The organism is Alteromonas sp. KUL42, assembly GCF_006538325.1.
Lineage (GTDB): Bacteria > Pseudomonadota > Gammaproteobacteria > Enterobacterales > Alteromonadaceae > Alteromonas.
In genome coordinates this window covers 177,007-202,448 of sequence record NZ_BJKK01000003.1, presented here as the reverse complement: position 1 = coordinate 202,448, position 25,442 = coordinate 177,007, and the positions used below count along the sequence as shown (strand labels likewise).

General features: G+C 42.4%; 23 protein-coding genes. 11 read left to right on the top strand and 12 right to left on the bottom strand.

Annotation, left to right across the window (positions count from 1 at the left end; translation table 11 throughout):
- Window positions 1-64: 64 nt before the first annotated feature.
- The gene (locus EYR97_RS06130) at window positions 65-1,534 is read right to left on the bottom strand and encodes a PLP-dependent aminotransferase family protein (RefSeq protein ID WP_131092929.1); all 1,470 of its coding nucleotides are present in this window, start codon (window positions 1,532-1,534) and stop codon (window positions 65-67) included.
- Between the two features lie 222 nt (window positions 1,535-1,756).
- Between EYR97_RS06130 and EYR97_RS06125 the strand changes: the two genes are divergently transcribed.
- The 3 genes from EYR97_RS06125 to EYR97_RS06115 are packed head-to-tail and all read left to right on the top strand — an operon-like array spanning window position 1,757 to window position 3,320.
- Window positions 1,757-2,386, top strand: a complete 630-nt coding sequence (locus EYR97_RS06125) for a LysE family translocator (protein WP_131092928.1) — start codon at window positions 1,757-1,759, stop codon at window positions 2,384-2,386.
- Window positions 2,387-2,445: 59 nt separating this feature from the next.
- Window positions 2,446-2,814 carry a hypothetical protein gene (locus EYR97_RS06120; RefSeq protein WP_307722607.1) on the top strand — a complete coding sequence of 123 codons (369 nt, stop codon included), beginning with the start codon at window positions 2,446-2,448 and terminating at the stop codon, window positions 2,812-2,814.
- 2 nt (window positions 2,815-2,816) lie between these two features.
- Window positions 2,817-3,320 (top strand): GNAT family N-acetyltransferase, encoded by a 504-nt coding sequence (locus tag EYR97_RS06115; protein ID WP_131092927.1) that lies wholly within the window; start codon window positions 2,817-2,819, stop codon window positions 3,318-3,320.
- A gap of 17 nt (window positions 3,321-3,337) precedes the next feature.
- On the opposite strand, the gene EYR97_RS06110 is transcribed toward EYR97_RS06115, so the two are convergent.
- The 8 genes from EYR97_RS06110 to EYR97_RS06075 all read right to left on the bottom strand — a co-directional run bounded on the left by EYR97_RS06110 (window position 3,338) and on the right by EYR97_RS06075 (window position 14,295).
- On the bottom strand, window positions 3,338-3,925 hold the full coding sequence (locus tag EYR97_RS06110; RefSeq protein WP_131092926.1) for a sensor histidine kinase: 588 nt from the start codon (window positions 3,923-3,925) through the stop codon (window positions 3,338-3,340).
- A 17-nt stretch (window positions 3,926-3,942) separates the two neighbouring features.
- Entirely contained in the window at window positions 3,943-5,157 is a 1,215-nt protein-coding gene (locus tag EYR97_RS06105) for a hypothetical protein (RefSeq protein WP_131092925.1), read from the bottom strand.
- A gap of 49 nt (window positions 5,158-5,206) precedes the next feature.
- Window positions 5,207-7,444, bottom strand: a complete 2,238-nt coding sequence (locus EYR97_RS06100) for an EAL domain-containing protein (RefSeq protein WP_131092924.1) — start codon at window positions 7,442-7,444, stop codon at window positions 5,207-5,209.
- Window positions 7,445-7,651: 207 nt separating this feature from the next.
- Window positions 7,652-8,089 (bottom strand): GNAT family N-acetyltransferase, encoded by a 438-nt coding sequence (locus EYR97_RS06095; RefSeq protein WP_131092923.1) that lies wholly within the window; start codon window positions 8,087-8,089, stop codon window positions 7,652-7,654.
- Window positions 8,090-8,842: an SDR family oxidoreductase gene (locus EYR97_RS06090; protein WP_131092922.1), complete on the bottom strand. Its 753-nt coding sequence runs from the start codon at window positions 8,840-8,842 to the stop codon at window positions 8,090-8,092.
- Between the two features lie 329 nt (window positions 8,843-9,171).
- Complete coding sequence (locus EYR97_RS06085; protein WP_165477990.1) at window positions 9,172-11,187, bottom strand: ATP-binding protein; 2,016 nt, start codon at window positions 11,185-11,187, stop codon at window positions 9,172-9,174.
- A 596-nt stretch (window positions 11,188-11,783) separates the two neighbouring features.
- Window positions 11,784-12,971, bottom strand: a complete 1,188-nt coding sequence (locus EYR97_RS06080) for a trans-acting enoyl reductase family protein (RefSeq protein WP_131092920.1) — start codon at window positions 12,969-12,971, stop codon at window positions 11,784-11,786.
- Window positions 12,972-13,083: 112 nt separating this feature from the next.
- Window positions 13,084-14,295: an aminotransferase class I/II-fold pyridoxal phosphate-dependent enzyme gene (locus EYR97_RS06075; RefSeq protein ID WP_131092919.1), complete on the bottom strand. Its 1,212-nt coding sequence runs from the start codon at window positions 14,293-14,295 to the stop codon at window positions 13,084-13,086.
- A gap of 296 nt (window positions 14,296-14,591) precedes the next feature.
- Here EYR97_RS06075 and EYR97_RS06070 point away from each other — a divergent pair, with 296 nt between their 5' ends.
- The gene (locus tag EYR97_RS06070) at window positions 14,592-17,039 is read left to right on the top strand and encodes a zinc-dependent metalloprotease (protein ID WP_131092918.1); all 2,448 of its coding nucleotides are present in this window, start codon (window positions 14,592-14,594) and stop codon (window positions 17,037-17,039) included.
- A 176-nt stretch (window positions 17,040-17,215) separates the two neighbouring features.
- On the opposite strand, the gene EYR97_RS06065 is transcribed toward EYR97_RS06070, so the two are convergent.
- Window positions 17,216-18,334: a succinylglutamate desuccinylase/aspartoacylase family protein gene (locus EYR97_RS06065; RefSeq protein WP_131092917.1), complete on the bottom strand. Its 1,119-nt coding sequence runs from the start codon at window positions 18,332-18,334 to the stop codon at window positions 17,216-17,218.
- Between the two features lie 133 nt (window positions 18,335-18,467).
- Window positions 18,468-19,217: a HesA/MoeB/ThiF family protein gene (locus tag EYR97_RS06060; protein ID WP_131093166.1), complete on the bottom strand. Its 750-nt coding sequence runs from the start codon at window positions 19,215-19,217 to the stop codon at window positions 18,468-18,470.
- A gap of 136 nt (window positions 19,218-19,353) precedes the next feature.
- Here EYR97_RS06060 and moaB point away from each other — a divergent pair, with 136 nt between their 5' ends.
- Genes moaB through EYR97_RS06025 form a run of 7 tightly spaced genes read left to right on the top strand, consistent with a single transcriptional unit; the run spans window position 19,354 to window position 23,977 of the window.
- Window positions 19,354-19,860 carry a molybdenum cofactor biosynthesis protein B gene (moaB, locus tag EYR97_RS06055; protein WP_131092916.1) on the top strand — a complete coding sequence of 169 codons (507 nt, stop codon included), beginning with the start codon at window positions 19,354-19,356 and terminating at the stop codon, window positions 19,858-19,860.
- Window positions 19,857-20,360, top strand: coding sequence for a cyclic pyranopterin monophosphate synthase MoaC (gene moaC, locus EYR97_RS06050; protein ID WP_131092915.1), 504 nt, complete (start codon window positions 19,857-19,859; stop codon window positions 20,358-20,360). Before moaB ends, moaC begins: the two co-directional genes overlap by 4 nt.
- Window positions 20,341-20,592, top strand: coding sequence for a MoaD/ThiS family protein (locus EYR97_RS06045; RefSeq protein WP_242634919.1), 252 nt, complete (start codon window positions 20,341-20,343; stop codon window positions 20,590-20,592). Before moaC ends, EYR97_RS06045 begins: the two co-directional genes overlap by 20 nt.
- 2 nt (window positions 20,593-20,594) lie before the next feature.
- The gene (locus EYR97_RS06040; protein WP_131092914.1) at window positions 20,595-21,074 is read left to right on the top strand and encodes a molybdenum cofactor biosynthesis protein MoaE; all 480 of its coding nucleotides are present in this window, start codon (window positions 20,595-20,597) and stop codon (window positions 21,072-21,074) included.
- Window positions 21,071-22,072, top strand: coding sequence for a molybdate ABC transporter substrate-binding protein (modA, locus tag EYR97_RS06035; RefSeq protein ID WP_165477989.1), 1,002 nt, complete (start codon window positions 21,071-21,073; stop codon window positions 22,070-22,072). Before EYR97_RS06040 ends, modA begins: the two co-directional genes overlap by 4 nt.
- Before the next feature lie 2 nt (window positions 22,073-22,074).
- Window positions 22,075-22,779: a molybdate ABC transporter permease subunit gene (modB, locus tag EYR97_RS06030; RefSeq protein ID WP_131092912.1), complete on the top strand. Its 705-nt coding sequence runs from the start codon at window positions 22,075-22,077 to the stop codon at window positions 22,777-22,779.
- A gap of 34 nt (window positions 22,780-22,813) precedes the next feature.
- Window positions 22,814-23,977, top strand: coding sequence for an ATP-binding cassette domain-containing protein (locus EYR97_RS06025; protein ID WP_131092911.1), 1,164 nt, complete (start codon window positions 22,814-22,816; stop codon window positions 23,975-23,977).
- A 65-nt stretch (window positions 23,978-24,042) separates the two neighbouring features.
- On the opposite strand, the gene hemN is transcribed toward EYR97_RS06025, so the two are convergent.
- Window positions 24,043-25,416 carry an oxygen-independent coproporphyrinogen III oxidase gene (gene hemN, locus EYR97_RS06020; RefSeq protein WP_404840951.1) on the bottom strand — a complete coding sequence of 458 codons (1,374 nt, stop codon included), beginning with the start codon at window positions 25,414-25,416 and terminating at the stop codon, window positions 24,043-24,045.
- Window positions 25,417-25,442: the final 26 nt, after the last annotated feature.

The following is a 25,442-nucleotide window of genomic DNA, read 5'->3' as shown; positions in this document are numbered from 1 at the left end:
GTTCACACAGTAGTTTCGATGGTTTTATTGTGCGTATTCTTGGTCAATGTTGCGTTGATGTGGATCAACGATCCATGCTCTGTGAACTTTCAGTATCATTAGAGCGTGTTGAACTTTGCGTTTTTATCAGGCTCCCCAATACTTCAATAGCGTTACTGCGTTGCGCTGACGTACTGTCTATAAAGTTAAAACGCAAACAATTTCGGTATTTACCCGTTGCAGAGAAAAGTTGTCCAGGTGCGATAAAAATACCGTGTTGACGCGCGATCTCTGCCAGTTTTACACAATCGTATTGAGAGGGGAGCTCCACCCATAGCACGTAACCTCCTTCCGGAAAACTTACACACGTGTCGGTGGGAAAGTGCCGCTTAATGTCACTTCTAAATGCATCGCGTGCACTTTGATATTCTTGACGCATGGCACGTATATGACGGTCATAGCCGCCTTGCTCTATAAAACTTGCAATCGCTAATTGCGGAAGCGTGGGACACATGGAACTGCTGACATACTTACCGTGAAGTACTTTATTTCTAAAACTGCCAGGTGCTATCCAACCAACGCGAAATCCCGGTGCGAGGGTTTTTGAAAACGATGAGCACAATAAAACCCGTCCGTCTTCATCAAATGATTTAATGGTACGGGGGCGGGGATAGGAATAAGCAATATCACCGTAAATATCATCTTCGATAATGGCGATATCGTATTCTCGGGCAAGGGCATAAAGCGCCTGCTTGTTTTCATCGGGCATGACAAAGCCCTGTGGATTGTTCACGGTTGGGGTCACCAATATGGCTTTAATGGGCCATTGGTCGACGGCTAATCGCAAAGCGTCTAAACTCAACCCGGTACTTGAATGGGTGGGAATTTCTAGAGCTTTCAAGTTAGCGCCTTTAATGGCCTGCATTGCGCCGTAAAAGCCAGGTGATTCAACTGCAATAATATCACCTGCTTCAGCAACTGCGCGTAAGCACACAGAGAGTGCTTCTTGGCACCCAGAGGTTACGATAAATTCGTCGTGATGTAACTGACAGCCCGACGCAGCCACTAAGCGGCTAAGTTGCTTGCGAAGACCAACATCACCTTTAACATCGCCATAGACCATACCGTCAAAAGCACGGTTTTTGGTTAACTCTTGTAAGCGCTTGGTCAAAGGCGTCAGCGTTTTTGCATGCATGTCGGGCATGGCGTGCTGAAATTGGCATTTTATGTCCGTATGAGATTCCTTCGAAAACGTATTTAATAACATGTCGAAAACGTCTTCCCATTGAGATACATCCATAGGGCGCTGCGGCGGCTTGGTCATTTTTGGGGTGTTCTCATAAGGCATGTTATGTGGCACAAAATAGCCCGATTTAGGTTTGGCTTGTGCATACATTTCCGTCTCAAGCACCCGATAAGCCTCTTGTACAGTAGCAATACTCACCTTGTGTTCTTTCGCTAATTGACGCACTGAAGGCAACTTATCTCCGGCGGTAAAGCGCCCGCGTTGAATTTGTGCTTTCACACTATTGGCCAAATTTGAATACAAAGTCATTACACAGCTCACTTGATTGACTTAAACACCATACAAACAACTATAAAGCAAACTAACTACAGTATTAACCATACAGTTTGACAGAATTAACACCATACAGTTGATGATTCTGTTTATCTGTATGGTTGTAAATGGCATTCTTTGGTTCTGCTTAATACACACTAAAGCTTGTAATGTAGTGAAACCGCGACGTGTCGGTGAAATTTAACAGGTGTATTTATTATGGAATTCTCATTATTTGTAGCGCTTTGCACATTTGCATTCATTAGCACAGTAACGCCTGGGCCTAACAATATGATGTTGTTGGCGTCTGGGGCGCAATATGGTTACGTTAAAACCCTGCCTCACATGGTCGGTATAGTCATTGGCGTTGCTGGATTAATGGTTAGCACCTTATTAGGCGTTGGGGCGTTGTTTAGTATCTTTCCCGTGCTTTACACAATACTTAAAGTGCTTGGTGTCGCCTACCTATTATGGTTAGCATTTAAAATTGCCACATCGCCAGTTACAGATTCTGTTTATGAAGACATTGAGGCTAAAACTGAGGATAAAGCCGACGCTACAAAAGGGCCATTTAAGTGGTGGGAAGGGGCATTATTTCAATTAATTAACCCGAAAGCCTGGATGATGGCTTTGGCCAGTGTAGGCACATTTACGGTTCCCGGTGAGTATTATGTGCAATCGGGCGTTGCCATTGTGCTCGCTTTTGCCCTGATAGGCTTTCCAAGTATTTCAGTTTGGGCAGCGGCAGGGGCAAAGATGCGTTTGTGGTTGAGCTCACCAACAAGAAGAAGACATTTCAACTTAACAATGGGCGCTGCGACAGCGGCCACGCTTTTGTTGATTGTCTAGCGCGTTGATTAGTCATTGTGTGTTATATTGGGCTTTGCTAACAAACTGATGAGTAAACCTTGAAAAATCAAACAGTAAAAGTGAGCTTTCGTTTTTTAAAGCTAAATAGAATGCAGGCCTATACCCTTAAAAAAGAAATTCGTGGTGCACAGTTTTATCAAGTTGCCGATCAGGATAGCTTTGTTGGTCTTGTCCCCTTAGAAGAGCCATTGTTCGATGAATTAAATGACTATTTTATTCGTCAGCAAATTGGTTATGATGAGTGTGATATTTTGGTCGAAGCGATTATTGAAAATAAAGATACAAGCATTAAAAAACAAGACGCGAGTATTGAACGCAAAAGCACTGAAATCACTGTGCCTCACGTGGTAAACAAAATGCTCAAATATATAGACTGTCAGTTAACTTATGCCGTTTCTGGAAGCTGAGCATGATAACGCTAAGACCTTTTAAAAAGTCAGACGTTACACCCTTGGTGTCGATACTAAATGATGCTGAAGTAACGCGATATCTGTCGAGTAAAATACCCAGTCCCTATACTCCAGACGATGCAATATGGTGGATTGAAGAAGGCAGCCAGCAAGGTGTCATTCGCGCTATTGAATACGAGGGGCAATTGGTTGGCTGTATTGGTGTTAATCGCGGTGAGTTTGAATACTCACGTAGCGGCGAAATTGGTTACTGGTTGGCAAAGTCTCATTGGCGCCAAGGCATTACAGCACTGGCGATAAAGCAAATCATCCATATGGTGTTTGCTGAAACTGACATTATTCGCATATTTGGTGCCGTGTTTTCCGATAACCTAGCTTCTAGACGTTTACTGCTTAAATGCGGTTTTGTTGAAGAAGCCAAAATGGCGAAAGCGATTTATAAAAACAATACTTTTTATGACAAGTTTGTTTTTGCATTGCTTAAAGAAGAATACAAAACTTAATTTTTTTCAACGCAAAATTATATTAATTCGGTTTTAGAAGATGGTAAAGGGCAGAAACCTTGTTCTATAGAGCGAAATTTGAGTTCGAAACTTGTCCCTCTTCCTTCGGTTGAATCAACGCGAATTTCTCCATTGAAAGCCTGTTCAATCCATATTTTGGCCATATGTAGTCCAAGCCCTGTATGACTTTCTTGTCGTTTTGTAGTAAAGAAAGGGTCGAAAATACGAGGCAATTCCTCTGGCTTTATTCCCTTACCATTGTCTATTACACGGACTACAATATCATTGTTACGCTGCTCTCCAATTAATTCGATACGCGCACCAGCCATACCGTCAAAGGCGTGATCGATAGCATTGCTAAGTATAATTTGCACAATTTGACTAAACGCCCCTGCAAAACCAAAAAGCGATAATTCCTCATGCACATGCACCTTCAGGTAAATATTGTTTTTGTGTAACAGGCCCTTCATTGATTTGCAGAGGTCGTTTAGGTGTTGTTTCACGCTAAAGTGCATCTGTTCGTTAATTGCGCGCTCGAAAGTAAGGCGTTTAAAACTGTGAACAAGCTCTATCGCCCGTTGATTATTGTGCTGTGCTTGGTGCAAAGACTGCTGCGTTTGCTCTATGTAGTGCTCAAAAGCTGATTTGGTAAGCCCTTCTTTTTGTTTTTAACTAATTTTTCTAACAATGCTCGTTGATTGGATAGTGCCAGTTGTGTTGCACCAACGGGGGTATTTAATTCATGAGCGAGGCCTGCCACCATAATACTGAGTGATGACAGCTTTTTTGATTCGGCCAGTTCGTCGATTAGTGCTGATTGACGCTCAAGGGAACTTTGTAGATTGTCTCTTTGGCGTGCTAATTCTTCGTTTAAGGAATTTATACTCTTGAGATAGCGAGAGTAGGAAACATAGATAACAAACCCGCCCAAACCTGTCGCAATCGCAACAAGGACAGCGTACAGCATTGCACTTTTCTTTAATGTGGGCAGTACTGACGGTGCTGTGCGACTGACAACATAAATATCAGGCAAACTTCCTTTTCTTTCATAGGGTGACTTTATACTTTGCGCTGTATAAAGTTGATTATCGATCTCAACACCTTGCGCGATATTTACTTCTTTAAGTAGGGCTAGTAAATCAGGTAAATCCGTTGATATATTGCTAGGTGCTTTTTTTAAATCTATTCGCCATTCATTGTCTTTATTAGGGTGGACTACCCAACGCTTTGCACCTGCACTTATTAATAATTGAATGTTTTCCTCATTGAGTGATGAGACTTGCGCTAGTAGTGAACGTAAGTCAAAGTTGATCACCAAAAGGCCTTCGCCTTTGCTAGGTAACTGGGTTTTTATCACGGCCCGTAATGTGGGCTGAAAAGGGCGTTGAACGATACCTTGCTCAACGTTTAGGTCAATTTGAGATATGAAAACGGAATCATTATCAAGCGCAAGCCCTGCTTGGGTGTAATAGCGCTGATATTTATTTTGTAATTGCCCAATTGGAACAGCGACAACACGGTTATCTTCTGTTTTATTCAGGCGTACTTGCTCTGCGCCTTGTAAATCAATCCAGCGCACTTGCAATGAATCTCGGTAGAGGGTGAATATAGATCTCATCGCAGATTCTAACTGGTTGGCGCTGGGATTAAGTAGAGTCAGCTCGTGTTTAAACAGTCGAATTTGTGTCTCTACCAAGCTCAGACGAGTATTTATGAGTAACGCCGCTTTATCGATTATGGCATTTTGACGAACTTCAAAAGGTTGTTTGGTATCAGCAAGCTTTTCAATAAAAGAAAATCGAAAAACGGTAGCGCAAACGAGTGATACAAAAAGCAACCACGAAATTCGCCATTTAGTTGGAATGGATAATTGGTTTTTTGTGGATCTAGGTCGCACTTGAGTTTAACCATACTAACAATTCATCTAAAGGCATAGGTTTGGCAAAGTAGTACCCCTGAGCGTACTCGTAGCCATTTTCTAAAAGCAGCTGTCGTTGCTCTTCAGTTTCTACTCCTTCAGCAATTAAGTTAAAACCAAAACGTTCTGATAAACGAGCAATCATTTGTACTATATGGAGTGCTTTGTCATTGCTTTTGACAGATAAATCATTAACAAATTTTTGGTCGAGTTTGATAGTAGTGGCCGCAAGCTCGGCCAGTTGCGTGAGTGAAGAATAACCTGTTCCAAAATCATCAATACTAATACTCACACCTTTGTCGATAAGAGTGCGCAATATTGGGTTTATTACAGCATAGTCTTCGGTTGCCTGTGTTTCAGTAATTTCTACTTCAATAAGAGCGGCATCAATGTCGTGTTCATCAATACTGCGATAGATTTCCTTAAATATAATTGGGCTAACAACATCACTATTTGCAAGATTAAATGAAACCGGGAGTGTATATCCTTTTCGTCTTAAACGTTGAATTACTTCAATGGTTTTTGCAAGTACCATTTCGGAAAGTTCCAAGCTTAAACCAGAGGCCTCAGCGATAGGGACAAAGTCAGAAGGTGGACACAAACTACCATCCTTCATCTTCCAGCGAAGCAAAGCTTCAAAGCCCACAGGTTTTGCCGTCGCTAATTCAACTTTGGGTTGCAATACAAGAAAAAACTCATCACGGGTGACTAATGAGGCTTTCAATGCGGTTAGAATTCGCATACGGCTCGAAAGCCGTTGAATTAGGTCATAATCAAAGTTGTATATTTTGAGACCTAATTTACGTGCCTTGCCTAAAGCAGTGTCGGCTAAAACGAGTATTTCAGATAAGTTTAAGGATCTAGTATCCTTTAAATCTAAAATGCCTACTTGAAATTGCAATTGAATGTCAAGCTCGCCCATTTCTATTGTTTTAGTTTGAATAACATCAATGTCATCATTAGTAGGCTTTTTGTCGAGAGGGAAAACTAGGGCTATTGTCTCTTTGTCCCACACAGCCATTAAATAATGTTGTGCCATGTGTTGCTTGATGAATTTACCAAAAATCTTAAACATCTTAGTGGCATGTTCATGCCCTGCTATCATTTCCGCGGTGTCATAGTTCAGTAGGCGAAACAATACAAGTGAGCTATTCTCTAGGTGAAATTTAGATTGTTGCCGTAGTTCTCTTGCTAACCAGTTTCTATTGTGAAGCCCAGTTGGGCTATCGAGATAGGCCAATTGGCTCAGCTTGTTCATTAAAGCTTGATTAACAAAACCAGAGCTAATGTTTTCAGCAAATGCTTGCAGCAGGTAAAGTTGATTGTTATCAAGAGAGTTAGGTGAGTCTACCAGCATTAAATACTGTTTATCATTATGCTCTCTGGTGTCGAAGTAAAGCAGTGTGAAGTCTTCTTCAAAGACGTGTTTTTGTGCTTTCCATGCGTCCTGCAAGGCATTTTCAATACGCTGCCTTCGGCCCTCAGAATAGATGCTGAATACTCGCTCTAACTGAGTGTCAATAAGCTCTTTGAAGTAGCTGCTCGCTGCTACAATCGGTGCGCGTTGTAAATTGTCTATGCCAGATTTAACAATACAGACAATACCTCCTGTATCGGGTACATTAATTATTCTTGCTATCTCTTCTAATACGGTGTGGGCAAAGCCTGTAGTGTCTTGTTTTGCAGTTAATGCGCGCGAAGCATCGACAATCATTTGAAGACCGCGGCGAGCCATCCTTAATTCATGGGACATTTGCCATGTTCTTAGATTGCTGATTACAACGCTTTTTAGTTTTTCAGCACTAAGCTCAGTTTTATTCCAATATTCAGAAATATTGTATTCGCTGACTGCTTTATTGTGAGGCATAACGCCAGGTTGACCTGTTAGTACGACTATTCTAACCAGCTCGTCACCAATTACATTGCGAATAGTGTCTATGAGATAAAAACCTGCATCGTCGGTTTCCATTACGATATCAAGCAAGATAAGGCTGATGTCTTGACGCGTAGATAAAATAGTTGCAGCCGCTGCCGCGGAGGATGCTCGAAGTAACTCTATTTTTCGATTATCATAAACGACATCTTGCAGTGCAATATCTAAAACGTCTTGATATGATTGATCGTCTTCGACACTAAGTACTACCCAGCTTTTTTCTATCGGGCGGTGATTTCCTTCCTCTGGACTGAACTCAAAAATGTCGCTCATTATCACTCCTTTAATTTTCTCTCCATTTTCATACTGTTAATCTTAGGTTCATGCTAATTTTTAGAGAGACTCTACGTAATTGTTGCCTAAGATCACGATAATGCAAGTATTAGCGGTGCTGAATGAACTAAAGAAAATATGAAGGTTATTAAATAATGAAAGCTGGGTTCAATGGGAACGAAAGGTGTGTACATGAAAGTAACAAAATCAAAGCATTATAACAGCAATCATATCGTCGCCGTCTTCATCTAGGCCAACTTCTTGAAACCCAAAACTTGAGTAGAACTCTTTTGCGACAGGGTTTTCCGGGTTATAGCAAATTTCGATTTCTTTCAGACTTGGCGTCTGTTTTATCTTGTTTAGGGCTTCTACTAAGGCCTGTCGACCAATGCCTTTGTTTTGATGGTGTTTGTCGACCATAAAACGCCATATGGACACTTTTTCAGGTGACACTTGCACCCACATAAAGAAGCCAACAGGTATACCGTCACAATAAATGGCTTTACAGGTGTGTGATGCATTGTAATGGGACTCGACAAGTGACCACATGTTACAAGCAACATAGTCTTCTTGTTCTTCGGTAACATCCAAATCACAAACTGCTTCATAATTGGATTTATTGATTTCTTCCAGTGAAATTTTCATTCACAATCCTCCCGCTAAGTCTAGAAAACTTCCTGTTGAAAAAGAAGACTTTTCAGAAGCAAGCCAATAAATAGCTTCTGCAACTTCTTTAGGCATTCCACCTCGCCCCATCGGAATCTTACTTTTCAGCCTTGCAATGCGCTCAGGTTCTCCGCCATCGGCGTGCATATCGGTATAAATAAAGCCCGGTCGCACACCATTAACACGAATACCTTCACCAGCTACTTCTATAGATAGCCCCTTGGTCAAAGTATCGATGGCACCTTTGGAGGCTGCGTAATCAACATATTCATTTGGCGCTCCACTTCTTGCGGCAGCCGATGACACGTTAATGATGACACCGCCTGAGCCTTGATGTTCTGTAGACATGCGTTTTACGGCTTCTCGGCAACACAAAAAATAGCTGGTAACATTGTTGTTAAGGATTAAATTAATCCTATCTGCGTTCATCTTTTCTAAACGACTTTGTTGCTTTAATATTCCTGCATTATTAACAAGTACTGATACTTTGCCAAGCTCGCGATCAACATTGTTAAATAAGCGCAAAACTTCTTCTTCATTAGACACATCAGCTTTCTGCGAGATGCAATTACCACCTAGAGACTTAATTTCTTTGACAACATTATTGGCGGCAACGGTGTTGGACTTGTAATTAATACAAACCGCATAGCCATGCTTGGCAAAGAGCTTTGCCGTTGCTGCGCCAATACCTCGGGCACCACCTGTAACAATAACTACTTTTTGATTGGACACGGTATTCCTTCTAGATTCGTTATAAGTGTTCTTATGCTAGTTGCATTGCTTACTCGATAGACTGATTCAGAAAAATATTCTGTTTATAGCCAAGGGGGAATTGTAAACCTTAGAGACAAGCCTTCGCAATTGCTGGTGTTCATATCACCGGGGCATTTCAGTGCCTTTTTTCAGAAATACAACATGCACTTTTGTCTGCAAGCGCGATATCACCTGAAGAAGCGGGGGGGGGTAAATCAAGGCAAGCAGGTTAGAGGGGATAATTGATATGAGCGAACTACGTGAATCGGCCATGGCACTTTTACAACCCAAATAAATAAGACAAAATCTTAATTTAAATACTTTGAGATCTTGGATAGTAGATAGTTTTTGTCGACCGGTTTTCCAATGTAATCGGTAAATCCTGCTTTTTCGTATTTTTTGATATCTTCTTCCATTATATTCGCTGTTAAAGCAATGATTGGTAGCTTTGCGCCTTTCTTATGTAATTGTTTTATGGCTTCTAAACCGTCCATGATTGGCATTTGTATATCAAGTAAAATCAAGTCGTAGGAACTATTGAAGCGCGCAACAGCCTCTTCTCCATTTTCTACAATATCAACTTGTGCTTTCGAATCTTGCAGCATCGCTTTAACAACTTCTTGATTAATAGAGTTATCTTCTGCAATCAATATCTTTTTACCAGAAAAGTCTATTGCTATATCAGTCTGCCTAACTTCACTTAATATTGGTTTAGTGACTTTCTTCAGCGGAAGGCTAATAGTAAAAGTTGTTCCTACATTCTTTTTACTTGAAACAGAAATATCACCATGCATTAATTCGACAAGTGACTTTGTTATCGACATGCCTATACCGGTTCCACCATATTGTCTGGTTGTAGAAGCATCGGCTTGTTCAAACCGAGCGAATAGTTTCTCAAGTGCAATTTCATCCATGCCTATTCCCGTATCACTCACAGAGAAAACAACACAAGTTGAATTACAATTAATTTCAACAGCTACTTTGCCGCTAAGGGTAAACTTCACTGCATTTGAAATGACGTTAAGCAGCACTTGTTGGATCCGTGTAGGATCACCATTCCAATGGTCATGGACCACATTGTTAGACACGGACAACGCAATGTTTTTTGCCTTGGTCAGTGGGATAAAATCAGAAACAGTATTCTTAATGAGTGTAGATAGGGTGAACTCAGTGTCCTCAATGGTAAGCTTGCTCGCTTCAATTTTAGAAAAATCGAGAAGGTCATTAATAATTGTCATTAACGTTTTGCTTGAGTGAAGAGCTCTATTGAGATATTGCTCAGCATTGTCGGAGAGGTTCTCTTTTAAAAGTAATTGTAAATTTCCGTATATTCCGTTTAGAGGTGTACGAATTTCGTGACTGGTATTTGCTAAAAACAGACTTTTCGCATCACTTGCGCTTTCTGCTTCTTTTATTGCTCGGTTGAGTTTACATTCTTGCTCTTTTTTTACTGTTATATCACGAATGACGCCCACAAAATGTTGAATGCCTTCTATAACTAGAGCGCTAATAACTAAGTCTATTGGAAATTCATGACCGCTTTTGTTGATTGCTTTGAGTTCACGGTTTACACCCACAATTTTAAAACGCGATTCGTGCGTGTAGTTTGCCATATTTTGATGATGATTTTTTGCGAACTCTTGATTCATCAGGATGTTTACATTTTTGCCTAATACTTGGCTTGCGTGATATCCAAACATTTGTTCTGCGCTTTCAGAGAAAAATTTAATAATCCCAGTATTATTAGTTACTATTATCGCATCTTTTAAGCATGCCAAAATAGCCGCTTGTTGTTTCTCGCTCATATCATGTTGATATTGTAGGGCGGTAAACGCTTTGTCGTTTTCTTTGGCTTTCAGAGTAAGTGTTTGATTGGAAGTCTCTATTTCTGTAAAGATATGCTGTTCATTTTTGAAAGCGAACCAAAGAGCAACGCCGTATGCAAAGAATCTCAGTATATGCCAGCCCCACCATGAAAAGTCCCACAATGCAGATTGTTGAAACATGATTGCTGCCAAGCCAAACATACTAGCGTGTAAGACAAACAAGAGATCATCAACTTTCCTTTTTTCTCGGTACACAAGTAGTAGTTTGACACTGGAGATAAGAAGTAAAACACCACCTGACGTGTTTAAAAATTGTGCTGCAAAAGTAAATGTCCCGTTGCTTACCATAACGGGAATTTGATGGGGAAAGTAAAATGACAGAATGATAGTTAGTAAGGTAAAAATAAAACAAAAGCTAACAAATGGAAAAGAAAATCGAATAGAACTTTTGGGTATCCAAATAAGAACAAATAGTAAGCCCCCAAAAAAGGTTGCCAATGAGTGTAACCAAACAAATAATCGACCTGGCTCGACTAGGGCGTGGGCTATATCAAGTAGTCCCATGGTACCTAATGCACTGGCTATTATGATGTTGAAGCTGGTACCTCGCTGTTTGTTTTGGAGGTTGAGCAACATGTATGAAACTAAAAGGGCTATGAAACCTCCACTGACTTCGACAGCGGAATGTACGGGGAGGTGTTGCCAGCGCCAATTAAGCATTAACGTATTGGCTATTACCAGCGAGGTAATGTGAAAACAAAAACTAGCGGTGATAACAATCACTAAGATGATTTTATTAAAAGTATTGAAGCTATGCTGCACGTTAATTCACTTAACTTAGCGCTGGACCTAAGTATCAGCATAGTTCAAGTTTTGATTTAACGTCTGTGAATATCCAAAGTACTTTTCTGTACTGGTATGTGTGTAAAATAAATTGTTTTACAGGCTCTAGGGAAGCTACAAATATCTATTCAAAATAGTCTGGTCAGCCATTAATTAAGTCAAACGGACTTAATATCACTGATATGAAAAACCGCCCAAAATGCAGTCAATTGCAGCGGGCGGTTAATTTTAATCTAACTGGGTTTACACTCTTAAGCCTCTATTGTAAAACTCAGGCCCGCGTTTGCTTCAAGGCGTTTTACTAGCGCATCGCCTAGAGCGGCAGCTGGTGTGTAGAAACCTCCAGCTACTTTAACGTCTTTACATAAGCACAAAGCTGATTCAGAGATCATTTTACTGGTAGAGCCATAGCCTGGGTCTTTATCACCCTTCACCGACACCGCTAACACTTTGTTATCCGATGTAGTACCTGTAAATAGCACGTCGTAGAAGCCATTTTCACGCTCTTCTTTGCTTGGGCCTTCGCCAGGTTTTGGACCGTCATCACGAGCAAGTGATTTGTCTTGTGCCACATGGTTTGCCATGGCTTCACCTTTTTCACCTGGCCCTGTCATTAACATTTCGTCGTATTGAAAGGTTTTGCCGTAGGAATAGTTACTCAGATAATTTGAGCGATGAACGTTTTTGGTGTTAATGGCTGCCATAATAAAGGGGGCTACCCATGTGCCAAGCGCTTCATCAAAGTAAGGCTTGTTGCCATCGGGTTGCGGTTGAATGAGTTCACCACTGGCTAGTGAGAATGGGTTTAAAAGGGCAGCCATTATGGATTTGTCTTGATGGGCTGCTGCCATCGTTGCTTTTAAACTTGCAGCAGTGCCACCTGAAAACGTACCTTGCATTTTGCGTACGCGGCCTTTCACGTATTCAATGGTATTGCCTGTTTTGCTTTTGGCATGTTGCTGCAAGAAGTGTACGCCCAAGTCGAAAGGTACCGAGTCGAATCCGCAAGAGAATACGATTGCTGCACCTGTTTCTTTTGCCGTGGCTTCGTACTTATTAATCATTTGGTGCATCCACGCTGGCTCTCCGCATAAATCCGTATAACCAGTGCCATTGTTTACACACGCAGCGAGTAATTTTTCGCCGTAAAGCTGATAAGGGCCTACCGTAGTAAGTACCACTTTCGTGCGTTTTGCCATTTCAGCGAGCGCGGCGTCATCATCGCTATCTACAACAATACAAGGTATGTTTTCGTCAAGAGCCAGTTCGCGTTTTACATCATTCAGTTTAGCCTCGTTGCGCCCAGCAATAGCCCACTTTACTGATGCGTCACTTCCATATTGCGCTTGAAAGTACTCCGCAACTAATTGCCCGGTAAAACCTGTAGCACCGAATATGACAACATCGAATTCTCTGTCTATTACCTGTTCGTTACTCATGCATATTTCCTGTTTTTATGTCTTGTGGATTTACTATACGTTTTGAACACGAAATCCATCATTTTTTTCGGTAATACCTATTCATTCACGAAACTATTTTCAATCTCTCTTTTCAACCGCTCTGCACTTCCACAAATCGCTTTAATCGCTTTAAGCCTTCGGTTAGTCGCTCGATATCGGTAGCGAAAGACAAACGAACATAGTTATTCGCATTGTGATCGCCAAAATCGTTCCCCGGTGTTAAAGCAACGTGGTACTCCTTAAGCAATATATCGCAAAATGTCATCGCAGTTAGCCCGGTTTTTTCAATATTAATATAAGCATAGAATGCGCCATCGGGCAGGGCGTCAATGTGTAAACCCATGTCATTTATGGCGCTGATAACGGTGGACGCACGCGTATTAAGAGTTTGCCTGTTATTCTCACACTGCGTCAGTGCTTCAGGTGTAAAACAGGCTAATGCGGCTTGTTGTGACAAGGTCGACGGGCAAATAAATAAGTTTTGAGACAGTTTTTCTACCACGGATATCATGGGCTCTGGTACAACACACCAACCTAAGCGCCAACCCGTCATTCCGAAATACTTAGAAAAACTATTGATAACAATAATCGTATCTTCTAGTGAGTTAAATCCAAGCGCGCTTTGTGGTGATGATCTCGTAGACAAACCAGCATCAATGGCATTGTGCGTATCGAGTGATAAGTCGAGATAAATCTCATCAACAATTAAGAAACCTTGTTTAGACTGGCAAAACTCACCAATGGCTTTGAGCTCATTCGGACAAATAGCAGTGCCCGTTGGATTAGCAGGAGAAGCAATCAACACGCCTTTTGTATTAGGCTGCCAGTGCTCAATAACCTGATTAAGCGTTAACTGAAAGTTATCTTCTGCCGACGTGGGAACCAAAGTTACATCAGCGCCAAATGCGTTTAAGAAGCGTCGATTACAAGGGTATGATGGGTCGCCCAATATAACATTGTCACCGGACTCAACTAAAGCAGCACTGCTTAAAAGTAATGCAGCGGAAGCGCCTGCGGTGACGACCACTCTTGACGCATCAATACTAACGCCGTGCTTTGCTGCGTAAAAGTCGGCGATAGCTTTGCGCAACTGTGGCATTCCTAAAGCGGATGTATAAGGAAACTGCGCTGTCTCCAGTGCGCGTTTACTTGCTTCTATTACTGCGCTGGGCGCGCCAAAATCAGGCTCACCTAAATTTAATCGAATAACATCGTGGCCTTGTTCTTCAAGCTCTGTCGCTTTTTCGCCATAAGCCATGGCTAGAAAAGGGGATATGGCGGTGGCGCGAGATGCAAAATTCAAACTAACTCCTACTTCAAAGGTTATTCGCTGCTTTTTCTCAAGCTTACTATAGTCTTAAACGCATTATAGTCCTAAGCGCAATATAAAAAGCCAAATTCGACTTCGCTCCATTTTATGCGATGAACGGGAATAGGCAAATGGGCTCACATGGGGTAGGCTAGAATTATATACAAAGTGGTTTGTTTAACTCTTTGTTTTTAAATGTTTAACAACATACATAGTGCCCACAAGAGGCATTCATACTCAACACGCTCAGTGCGCGCTTTGCGCCTTTTTGCACATAGAAGGATAAACTCATGCTGCATTTCAAGTGTCTTCGGTCTCGATTTAAAGGCGTTAACTTGGTTAGATACCGATTAATTACAGTAGTTGCGCTATCTTTTGTCTTTTCATCCTCAGCATGGGCAACGCTTCCCACCATCAGTGACTTTACGGCGGATATGCAGCAGAAAGATGGGCTTATCCCGGTATACTATGACAGTGCAACAGATAAAGTTTATTTGGCCGTTCCCAACCATGCTTCCCAATATTTATTTCAAAGTAGTTTGCCTTACGGTGTGGGGTCGAATGATATAGGACTTGATCGCGGCCAACTTGGTTTAACGCGCTTGGTAAGCTTTGAAAAATTTGGCAATAAGTTGTTGTTAAAGCAACATAATACTGACTATCGCGCAGCGCATGGCAGCGAAGCAGAAAAACAAAGTATCAATGAAGCATTTGCCGATTCGGTTATCGCCGGTTTTGCGCTTGTGGCACAAGATGACAGCGCTCACTTAATCGATTATACACCTTATCTTTTGTCTGATATTCACGGCATTGGCAATAGATTGTCGGCAACCAATCAGGGTAGCTTCAGTGTAGATACAATGCGAAGTGGTGTTTATTTGCCCAAGACCAAAGGGTTTGAAAAAAATACCGAACTTGAGGCGTTGGTCACTTTTGCTGGTAAAAAACCAGGTGAGTTTGTTAGGCAGGTTACGCCAGACCCAGAAAGTCTTACGGTACATTTACACCACTCATTTGTTGCGTTGCCCGATAGCAACTATTCACCTCGTATTTACCATCCGTTTTCTGGTTACTGGAAGTTTAGTTATTTTGACTATTCAACGCCAATCAGTGAGCCGACAGAACAGCGTTTCATCACGCGACACCGTCTAGATAAAAAGGACCCCCATGCCGCAATGAGTGAGGCGGTGGAACCTATTGTTTATTACCTAGACCCCGGCATTCCAGAGCCAGTTATGTCTAGCCTTAAAGAGGGGGCTAGCTGGTGGGATCAAGCCTTTGAAGCAGCCGGTTACAAAGATGCGTTTAAGGTAAAGGTGTTGCCAGAAGGGGCTGACCCCATGGATGTGCGCTACAACGTTATAAATTGGGTACATCGTGCAACACGTGGTTGGTCTTATGGCTCGTCGGTCGTCGACCCAAGAACGGGCGAAATTATAAAAGGGCACGTTACCCTAGGTTCGTTGCGTGTAAGGCAAGATTATTTGATTGCCCTTGGCCTTACCAGCCCATTTAAAGATGCGCAGTCAGATACATCAACCCAGCAAACTATGGCGCTAGACAGAATCAAGCAACTGTCGGCCCATGAGGTAGGGCATACCTTAGGCATTGCGCATAATTTTGCCGCCAGTGAAAACGATAGGGCCTCTGTAATGGACTATCCGCATCCTAAATTGACCATCAAAGATGGTGAAGTGTCGTTGATTGGTGCCTATGACAAAGGAATTGGTGAGTGGGATAAACACGCTGTGGCTTACGGGTATCAAGACTTTGCAAGTGAGGCAGAAGAGTCAGAAGCGTTGGCAAAACTCATCGTGAAAGCGCGTAATGCGGGTTTAAGTTTCAAATCTGATTCAGATACCCGTAGTTCTCGTCACGCCTCGTCAAATGGGCATATGTGGGACAACGGACGGGATCCTCTAGATGCATTTGATGAAATATCAGCTGTGCGCGAATTGGCGTTATCAAAATTAGGCTTAGATACCTTGCCTGCACAAAGCAGTTTATCGTCACTTGAAAACGCCTTAGTGCCTATTTATTTGCTTCACCGTTATCAGTTAGAAGCTGTTGCCAAACAAGTAGGCGGTTTGCAATACGAATATGAACGAAAAGGTGACTACGCAAAAGCACAGGGGCAGCAATTTGTTGCACCAGCAATACAACAACGCGCTATGGAACAATTGCTAAAAGCAACTACAGAAGCGTATTTAACTATACCCCCACACGTGTTGGCACTTATTCCCCCTACGGCATACGGCGATGATATTACTCGCGAGCAGTTTACAAGCAATATGGGGCTAATGCTCGACCCTGTATCTGCGGCAGCATCTGCAGCTAATTTTGCTTTTGAGTTGTTACTTCATCCTGAGCGTTTAAATCGTCTTCAGTGGCAGGCGCATAGCAGCAGAGATAAAAGTCGAAAAGTGGATGTCGCGTTGCTAGTGAAACAAATTCTCAGTGTACATTGGTACAATAATGCATCGGGTAGTCAGTACGCCAGACGCTTACAACTTGTGGCTCTGAATGCGGTAATGAAAGCGGTAACGTCAAATAAATTGGCACCTGAGGTTAAACTAGCCGCAGAAACTGCGTTGCTTGAGTTTACCGAATGGTTAGATGACAAGGCAGACGATAATCAGTACGAAGTGTTACACGAACAGTTCGACGGATATTGGAAAACCGGACAGTGGCATGCTTCATTTGAAGTAGCACCGCTTCCGCCCGGTTCGCCAATCTAATTCGGAGAGTTGGGTTTTAGGCTTATGTATTTAAGCCTATTTTAAATTCCTAAAGTGTTAATTCAAAAGGCTGTGTTGTGGGAGTACTGCAACACAGCCTTTTATGTTTACTGAGCATGTCTTTGTGAGTGAATCTAGCTGGTAGTTAATTTAAGTGATGGGCCATTCATCTCATGCTAAATGTCAAAGTAGTTGGTGAATACTTTGTACAACTGGGTGCCACTTAGTACTGACGCTGATGGAAAGTGAAGAATAGGGATAAGATCGCACGGTGCCTCCAAGGTACGACTCCCAAAATCGGTGTCTAAATCATCAATATTGAGAATTTGTGCAAGCGGCTCACCGCGGTTGATTCTTTGCCCCGGTTTGGCGAGATATTCCACCATACCCCCCCAATTGGTGAAAAGGGTTTTATAGTCTTTTAAATACACCGCAAGTCGTTGCATGTCTTTTGGTTGTATATCGCAATGGTGCAAGGCCCCTTTAGCGTTCAGGTAACTTAGAATGCTAGTTGCATCAATATCGCCTTCTTTGAAATCAATGACTTCTTGACTACCCATCTCAAGGGTAAAAGCTTCGACATCAAAGCAAACCTCTCGACTAAGATTGCTGTTGATATGATCTTGCAGTGTCCACCATGGACAAAATGTAGCTTCATCCAAAGCGCCTGCAAATACATTGGGAATAAAAATACAGTGGGGAATATTAAACAGCGACGCACTATTTTTCGCGTATTCCGGTATGTAAATGTGACGTGTAGAAACTGGGCCATTGTGCAAGTCGAGCACATAATCAGCGTTCACAGCCAGTTGCTGTAACTTAAGGTTAAGTTGTTGTGCTAGACCTAACCCCCAAGGCTCTGCAAGCTTTTTGTCAATCGACGATGACAGGTGCGCGCGAAACCGCTGTTTAATGCCTGTTACAGACTCTTCCGGTGTAACCGTCTTAGCAAAATCCTCAACCGCATTCTTATCAAAGAAATAGCCGCGATTCCAATTCGTACCATTTACCGGGTCAAACCTGCCAAGGGTGTATTCACCTGCCTTAATATTAGTGCCAATTGGATTACAGTTGGGCACGAGAATAATTTCACCACAAATGTCCATGTGCTTAAGGCGTTGTATTAGGTGATAAATAACAACATTGCCTTGTACTTCAGCACCATGAATGGAGCTTTGAATGTACACCGTTGGGCCAGGTCGTGACCCTTTCATGCGATAGATAGGCACATTCATGTTTCGGCCTGACGCGTTTTGCGCCACAACCATGTGTTTTTTTACTACTTGAGTGGTCATTGTATTAATTCTTGTCGTTATTAAGTCTTTTATTATTAACTCTTGTTGTTATTAGCTATGGATTCTATCTATGCTCATTGCTTTTGGCCTCAATTCCACAGAAGCGCAATTTATGAATAAAGATAAAAAGGCGCTAGTCTGAAGAACACAGTGAACAAGTCAGTCCATCAGGTAACGTCCAATGTTGCCATTCATGCCTTAGTCCATCAAAAGTAATGAGTTGGTTAAGTGGCAAATTGTCAAAACCCATAAGTACTTGCATCGCCAACATGGCTTGATAGGTGCCAATAATATTAACTACCGGTGAAAAAATGCCTGCTTCAACACAGCTTAAATTAGGTTCATTAAATAATTTTCGCAAACAGCCATAACAGCGACTTTTACCCGGTATTGCAACAAAAAGCTGACCTTCAAAGCGAATGGCGGCACCTGAAACCAACGGCGTTTGCGTGTTGAAGCACAGTGTGTTTATTACGTCTCGGCATTCAACATTGTCGGTACAATCTAGCACTACGTTAGCATCTGCAATAATGTCTTGATGTGAGTTATCAAATGGAACAGTAACAACGTTTATCTCACAATGACTATTCAGTGCTTTTAAATGCGTTGCCCCAGCGTCGACTTTACGCTTATTAACGTCGTCTTCTTTATAAAGGGTTTGACGCGGCAAATTGGTTTGCTCGACGATATCGAAATCGATGAGGGTAATTTTACCAACGCCACTTGCACACAAACTCGTCGCCGCAGCAGTGCCTAAACCTCCAACGCCAATGACTACTGCGTGTGCATTTAATAAGGCTTCTTGTCCGTCTAAATCAACTTGGGGAAGCACAATATGGCGGTTATACCGCATTGCTTGTGTATTTGTTAGACTTTTGGGCATAGATTTTGGCAACTTAGTTGTTGAATTCATGGTCTGCACCCTTATAAAGTGAAGACCAATACTTAAATTGTGCTGTTACTTTACCGAAAGTTTACCAAAAGCAGTGCAAATTACGCAGATCAAATTAGGATATTATATGTCTGTAGTCAGTCAACCTCTCAATATTGCCGTGCTTACCATTTCTGATACACGCACGCTCGACAATGACAAGTCAGGTGATTACCTTAGCGAAGCGATTACCTCTGCTGGACACACTTTAATTGATAGAACACTGGTTAAAGACGATATTTACCAACAACGTGCAGTAGTTTCAAAGTGGATAGCTGAAAACCAAATTCACGCTGTGCTTATTACCGGTGGTACAGGGTTTACCCACCGAGATTCTACGCCTGAAGCGATCAGTGTTTTGTTTGATAAAGAAGTCGACGGGTTTGGTGAGTTATTCCGCCACATTAGCTACCAAGAGATAGGTACGTCTACCATTCAATCTCGCGCTATCGCTGGCTTTGCAAATAATACCGTTATCTTCTGCTTACCTGGGTCAACGGGGGCGTGTAAAACCGCGTGGGAGAAGATCATTGCCAGTCAGCTGGATGTAGATTTTAAGCCGTGTAACTTTGTTAAGCACTTGGTGGAAGCATGAGCACCTTTAGTCATTTGAATGCTGGTGGCGAAGCGAATATGGTGGACGTTAGTTATAAAGCGGTAACTCAGCGTGAGGCGATCGCCGAAGGCTATATTTATGTTTCTCCCTCTGTTATTGAGCAAATTAGTGATGCAACCATCGCAAAGGGTGATGTATTCGCAGTCGCGCGCATTGCGGGCATTCAAGGCGCAAAGCGCTGCAGTGACTTAATTCCACTTTGCCATCCGCTTGCACTATCAAAGGTAGACATCAACTTTGACATAGACAGCAACGATAATCGTATTAAAGCAACCTGCTACTGTAAATTAAGCGGCCAAACAGGTGTTGAGATGGAAGCGCTCACCGGTGTCAATATTGCGCTACTGACGTTGTTTGATATGTGCAAAGCCATAGACCCTACGATGCATATTGAAGGCGTACGTGTACTTGAGAAAATAGGCGGTAAAACAGGGCATTGGACCCATTCCCAAGAGGCGAATGATGCACATCACGGTTAAAACTTTTGCACAAACCCGCGAATTATCAGGTGAAGACAATATTTCATTGGATTTAGAGCCGGATGCCACGATAGATACGGTAATAAAGCACTTAACTGCCAGAGGAAGTCATTGGGAATTGGCGCTATCGGGCAGTATATTGTCAGCGCGAAATCATCAATTATGCGATAAACAAACCGTACTAAATGACGGTGACGAAGTAGCATTTTTCCCGCCAGTAACCGGGGGGTGAGTGTGAACGTTTTTGCGCTCATTCAAAATGAGGATTTCTCCCACGCCCAGTTGCACTCGCAGTTGCAATCTTATGCCAACGCGTATTCTCTTGGTGGTACGGGTGCTATTGTAACCTTTACGGGTTTGGTACGAGACTTCAACAGTCAAGGTGATATCGACGGTATTGAGTTAGAGCATTACCCTGGAATGACTGATAAAGCCTTGATGTTACTCGTTGAGCAAGCGGTTGCGCGATTTTCTCTCACCGCTGCTGGCGCTGTTCATAGGATAGGGCGCTTGTATAACAATGAGCAAATTGTATGGGTTGGAGCGGCGGCGCCACATAGGCAAGCAGCATTTGATGCCGCCTGTTTTCTGATGGATATGCTCAAACAGTCGGTACCGCTTTGGAAAAAAGAGTTTAAAGGCGAGCGCTCGCAATGGGTTGAGACAAAAGCCTCGGATGATAAAGCCGCGCTTAAATGGATGGCGTCGAAATGAGGTCAACAATACGCCTTGTAGTTAAGGCTTTGGTTATATGTAGCCTTTTCTCTGTAACCTTAGTGTTTGCGCAAGATAAACAAGACAAGCAAGGTAGCAGAAACGCCGAGGTGATAAATGTGGCTGTTGCAGCAAATTTTGCCGCGCCACTTAAAGCATATGCTGAACAATTTAGCCGAATAACTGGCATAGAGGTTAATGTTACCGTCGCTTCTAGTGGCACCTTGTTCGCGCAAATTCAGCACGGCGCCAAATTTGATGTTTTTTTGTCAGCTGACACAGCGAGACCACAAGCACTGATAGACGCCGGTAAGGTGCATAAAGATAACATGTATCAGTATGCCCAAGGGCAACTTGCTTTTGTATATGCTTCTGATATCTCCCCGCATATAGATGCTAAACCGCACAAAGAAGAGCCATACAAAGAAGAAAGCATATATCTTTATAAGCTTGTTAAACAGGTAACCACAACAGGTTCTGGAAAATTGGCCGTGGCAAACCCTTTGCTAGCGCCATATGGTGAAGCTGCGAAAAATACGTTAACGCATTTAGATATATGGGATGAGGTGCAGCCATCATTAGTTGTGGGAAAAAACATACTGCAAGCTTATCAGTATTTTACAACTGGCGGTGTGAAAGGCGCTTTTATCGCTTATTCCTCGGTTAACATAGATAGCACAGTGAATACGTCAATTCCCAACATCCATGTGATACGAGTGCCAGAAGCATTCTATCAGCCTATTACACAGGCGTTGGTTATAAACAGTAATTCTAAAGCCGTCATCACCCCTAATGTGTTTAATACGCTTGATACTTCTGACACCAAAGGTGTTGAGCACCTAACTGAGCTTACTATTCTTCCCAGCCATTTGTTTGTGCAGTATTTACTGTCAGACGCTGTGCAAAGTAGCTTACCCCGTTGGGGTTACAAACGTTCTGTTAGCGCCAAAGCCAGCAATGAAAAAGCTAGTAGTACAAAGTCTAGCGAGCCAACATAATAATGGAGATATTTTCTAGTATCACACCTGGTATTATTGATGCGGTGTGGCTTACCTTAAAACTCGCATTTATTACGAGTATTATTTTACTCGCCATTGCGCTGCCACTGTCGTGGTGGTTAGCAAATTGGCAGGGGAGAACTAAGCCCTTGATCATGTCTGTTTTCGCATTGCCTTTGGTGTTGCCTCCCACGGTTTTAGGTTTTTACTTGCTTATTGCTTTTTCTCCCGAAAGCCCACTTGGTCAGTTGTGGTACAACCTTAGTGGTAACATGTTAGTGTTTAGTTTTGAAGGCTTGGTGTTGGGCTCGGTGATCTATTCTCTTCCCTTTGCGCTTCAGCCCCTATACAGCGGCTTTGTCCAGCTAGATAAACGGTATTTAGAAATAGCGTATTCATTAGGCTTTTCAAACGTAGAACGCTTTTTCAAAATAGTAATCCCTTTGTGTAAAGCGCCTGTTGTGGCGGCCTTTGGTTTGAGCTTTGCTCATACTATTGGCGAATTTGGCGTGGTGCTGATGATTGGCGGCAGTATACCCGGTGAGACACAAGTATTGTCCATTGCACTGTACGAGCAGGTTGAAGCTTTAGCGTACGATCAAGCTCACGTACTATCACTGCTCTTGCTGGTCTTTTCTTTTATATTGTTAGCAGCGCTTTATCGTTTTAACGGTATTGCCGTTAGTCGCTCAGTTAATCGGTCTTAGTTGGCCTTATTCGTTTTTATTCGGTAGTGTCATTATGAAATTGTCTGTAGATTTACCTGGGCGAATAAGCGCGAAAATAAGCGTAGGGCCATCTGCGCATATTGTAGGCATTACAGGGCCTTCTGGCGCAGGTAAAAGTAGCTTTTTTCGCGCCCTCGCAGGGGTAGAGCGAAATGCTGATGTTGAGATGCAGTGGGGGCGAACAGTCAAGAAAATTGGTATGGTGTTTCAACAGCCAATGTTGTTTCCTCATGTTAATGTTCAAGGGAATATTGCACTGGCACAGCGTCACGCTAGTGACAAAGCGATTTCCGTTGAGCGAATTCTTACAGGGTGTTGTTGTACTCACCTTTTAGATAAAGACGTATACACGTTATCTGGCGGTGAGGCTCAGCGCGTAGCTATTGCTCGTGCACTGGCTAACGGTCCTGATGTATTGTTGCTCGATGAATCGCTCAGTGCGATAGACCTTGTTACAAGGCGTCGTATTTATCAGTTTCTTAAATCCCTTTGCATTGAAACCGGTCTCAAATGTTTCATCGTTTCTCATGATTTAGAGGATTTAGCACTATTTTGTGATGAACTGATTTATATCAGTGACGGACAAGTCGCCATGCAAGGGGGCGCTAGCGACGTGCTTAATACTATATTTACTTCTGGCACTATCGAAAGTCCATCAGCGGTGCTTGAAGGAACGTTAATTGATCATAGAGAGGTCATGTCTACGGAATCTCTGACCAACCAGCGTATGCAAACAGACAGTGTTATGTTTGTCGATGTTGCAAATACTCGCCTGTATGTGTCAAAAACTGCGTTGCAAGTGGACAGTCATACCTTTACAAAACAACCCCCTAGACAACAAACAGTTCGCTTTGCAGTAAAAGCATGTGATGTCAGTATTGATACTAACACTTCCGAGTCACGGCAAAAAACAACTTCAAGTATTCTAAATGCGCTGCCGTGCAAAATTGTGGCAATTAATGAATTTGAGTGTGTCAACAATGAGGGAAGAAGCGGTAAAGTGCTCCTCACTCTTGAGACTGACTGTAACGGCACTATTAAAACCAATGTGCCTTCAAACTCATTTGCCACCGAGCCGAACCCTCAAACGCTATATGCAAGCGTGAGCGCTATTTCAGTGCACAAATTGTCGCTTTGTATTGGCCTATCGGTTATTGCTCGGTTTAAATTACTTTAGACCGGGTTGACCTTCTTTGCAAAAATGTACCGCAAAGGTCAACACGCATAAGTCCACACACTAGTCTAAATTGCCTTAGAGTAGCGGCTAACTATTTCGTCGGTATTTAAATAGGCGTCAAAACGTGCGCAGATTGCTCGAATATAAATACGTGCATGTTCAGGAACGTGAATACTTTCATCGTTTAGTGCAATAAGCCCATCATCTACTAAGCTTGAAAGGGCATCAAGCGCATCTTCAAAGTAGTCATCAAAAACAATGTGGTGTTTCTTTTCAATGGCTGTTTTGTTGACATGCAAATTACACATAAGGCTTGAAATTACATCTCGTCGAATTAAGTCATCCTTTGTTAAGGACAATCCAATTGTGGCGGTGTGTTGTTTTTCATCTATTCGGGCATAATAGGCCTTAAGTTCCTTAGGATTTTGCGCAAATGCATTACCAATGGTACTAATTGAAGACACGCCAATACCAAGTAAGTCACTATTACCATGCGTGGTATACCCTTGGAAATTACGATGCAGTACACCGCCATTTTTAGCGATAGCGAGTGTGTCGTTCGCCTTGGCAAAATGGTCTAAACCAATCATTTCATAGCCAATTTTTTTGAAGCTATTCACTGCGGTGTTGTACAGCAATGCCTTTAGTTCCGCATCGGGTAACATACTATCGTTAAATTTACTTTGTGCTGCAAAGCGTTCAGGTAAATGGGCGTAGCTGAATAAGGATATTCTGTCAGGCTGCATGGCTTTAGTTGCAGCAATTGTGGTTTTGAATGTTTCAAGTGTTTGATGTGGCAGTCCGTAGATCAGATCAAGATTTATAGAATTGAAGCCAAGTGTGCGCGCTTCAAAAACTAAATTGGCAATGTGGGCAGTACTCTGTATGCGATTAATGGTTTGCTGTACTTTGTAATCGGTATCTTGAAGGCCAAAGCTTAATCGGGTGTAGCCCAATGACTTCAGCGTTGCCAAATAGCTTGTATCAACATTTCTGGGGTCCAGTTCGATAGCGCGCTCTGCGTCAGCGGCAAAGGTGAAGTATTTCTTTACAAGGTACATTAAATGAGTGTGTTGCGCTTTAGTAAGAAAGCTAGGAGAGCCGCCACCTAGATGTAACGAGGCAAGAGGCTTGCCTTTTGACAAGGACTGCTTGGCAATCATTTCTTTTTCAAGGTACTCAAGATAAATGTCTGCTTTATCTTGATGCCGAGTAACAATTTTATTGCATCCACAGTAATAGCAAAGTGTGTTACAAAAAGGAATATGAATGTACAAACTCAGTTCATCGGCTAGCGTATCTTTATTAGCAATAGATAAAATGTCATTGTCTACAGGCTCAAACTTAAGGGCAGTGGGGTATGACGTATACCGTGGTGCATGTTGAGCATACTTCTTGATAAATGAGGTGTTGTTGTTTGCTACTACTGACGTTGTCATCATGTTCTACTTTTGTGCACAATAAA

Excerpts from the sequence above, each read along its gene's own strand:
- modA (WP_165477989.1), top strand. The coding sequence starts at position 21,071 with ATGAGGTCAACAATACGCCTTGTAGTTAAGGCTTTGGTTATATGTAGC.
- EYR97_RS06070 (WP_131092918.1), top strand. The coding sequence starts at position 14,592 with ATGCTGCATTTCAAGTGTCTTCGGTCTCGATTTAAAGGCGTTAACTTG.
- EYR97_RS06080 (WP_131092920.1), bottom strand. The coding sequence starts at position 12,971 with ATGAGTAACGAACAGGTAATAGACAGAGAATTCGATGTTGTCATATTC.
- modB (WP_131092912.1), top strand. The coding sequence starts at position 22,075 with ATGGAGATATTTTCTAGTATCACACCTGGTATTATTGATGCGGTGTGG.
- EYR97_RS06045 (WP_242634919.1), top strand. The coding sequence starts at position 20,341 with ATGATGCACATCACGGTTAAAACTTTTGCACAAACCCGCGAATTATCA.
- EYR97_RS06125 (WP_131092928.1), top strand. The coding sequence starts at position 1,757 with ATGGAATTCTCATTATTTGTAGCGCTTTGCACATTTGCATTCATTAGC.
- moaB (WP_131092916.1), top strand. The coding sequence starts at position 19,354 with ATGTCTGTAGTCAGTCAACCTCTCAATATTGCCGTGCTTACCATTTCT.
- EYR97_RS06065 (WP_131092917.1), bottom strand. The coding sequence starts at position 18,334 with ATGACCACTCAAGTAGTAAAAAAACACATGGTTGTGGCGCAAAACGCG.
- EYR97_RS06130 (WP_131092929.1), bottom strand. The coding sequence starts at position 1,534 with ATGACTTTGTATTCAAATTTGGCCAATAGTGTGAAAGCACAAATTCAA.
- EYR97_RS06095 (WP_131092923.1), bottom strand. The coding sequence starts at position 8,089 with ATGAAAATTTCACTGGAAGAAATCAATAAATCCAATTATGAAGCAGTT.
- hemN (WP_404840951.1), bottom strand. The coding sequence starts at position 25,416 with ATGACAACGTCAGTAGTAGCAAACAACAACACCTCATTTATCAAGAAG.
- EYR97_RS06100 (WP_131092924.1), bottom strand. The coding sequence starts at position 7,444 with ATGAGCGACATTTTTGAGTTCAGTCCAGAGGAAGGAAATCACCGCCCG.
- EYR97_RS06060 (WP_131093166.1), bottom strand. The coding sequence starts at position 19,217 with ATGCCCAAAAGTCTAACAAATACACAAGCAATGCGGTATAACCGCCAT.
- EYR97_RS06025 (WP_131092911.1), top strand. The coding sequence starts at position 22,814 with ATGAAATTGTCTGTAGATTTACCTGGGCGAATAAGCGCGAAAATAAGC.
- moaC (WP_131092915.1), top strand. The coding sequence starts at position 19,857 with ATGAGCACCTTTAGTCATTTGAATGCTGGTGGCGAAGCGAATATGGTG.
- EYR97_RS06115 (WP_131092927.1), top strand. The coding sequence starts at position 2,817 with ATGATAACGCTAAGACCTTTTAAAAAGTCAGACGTTACACCCTTGGTG.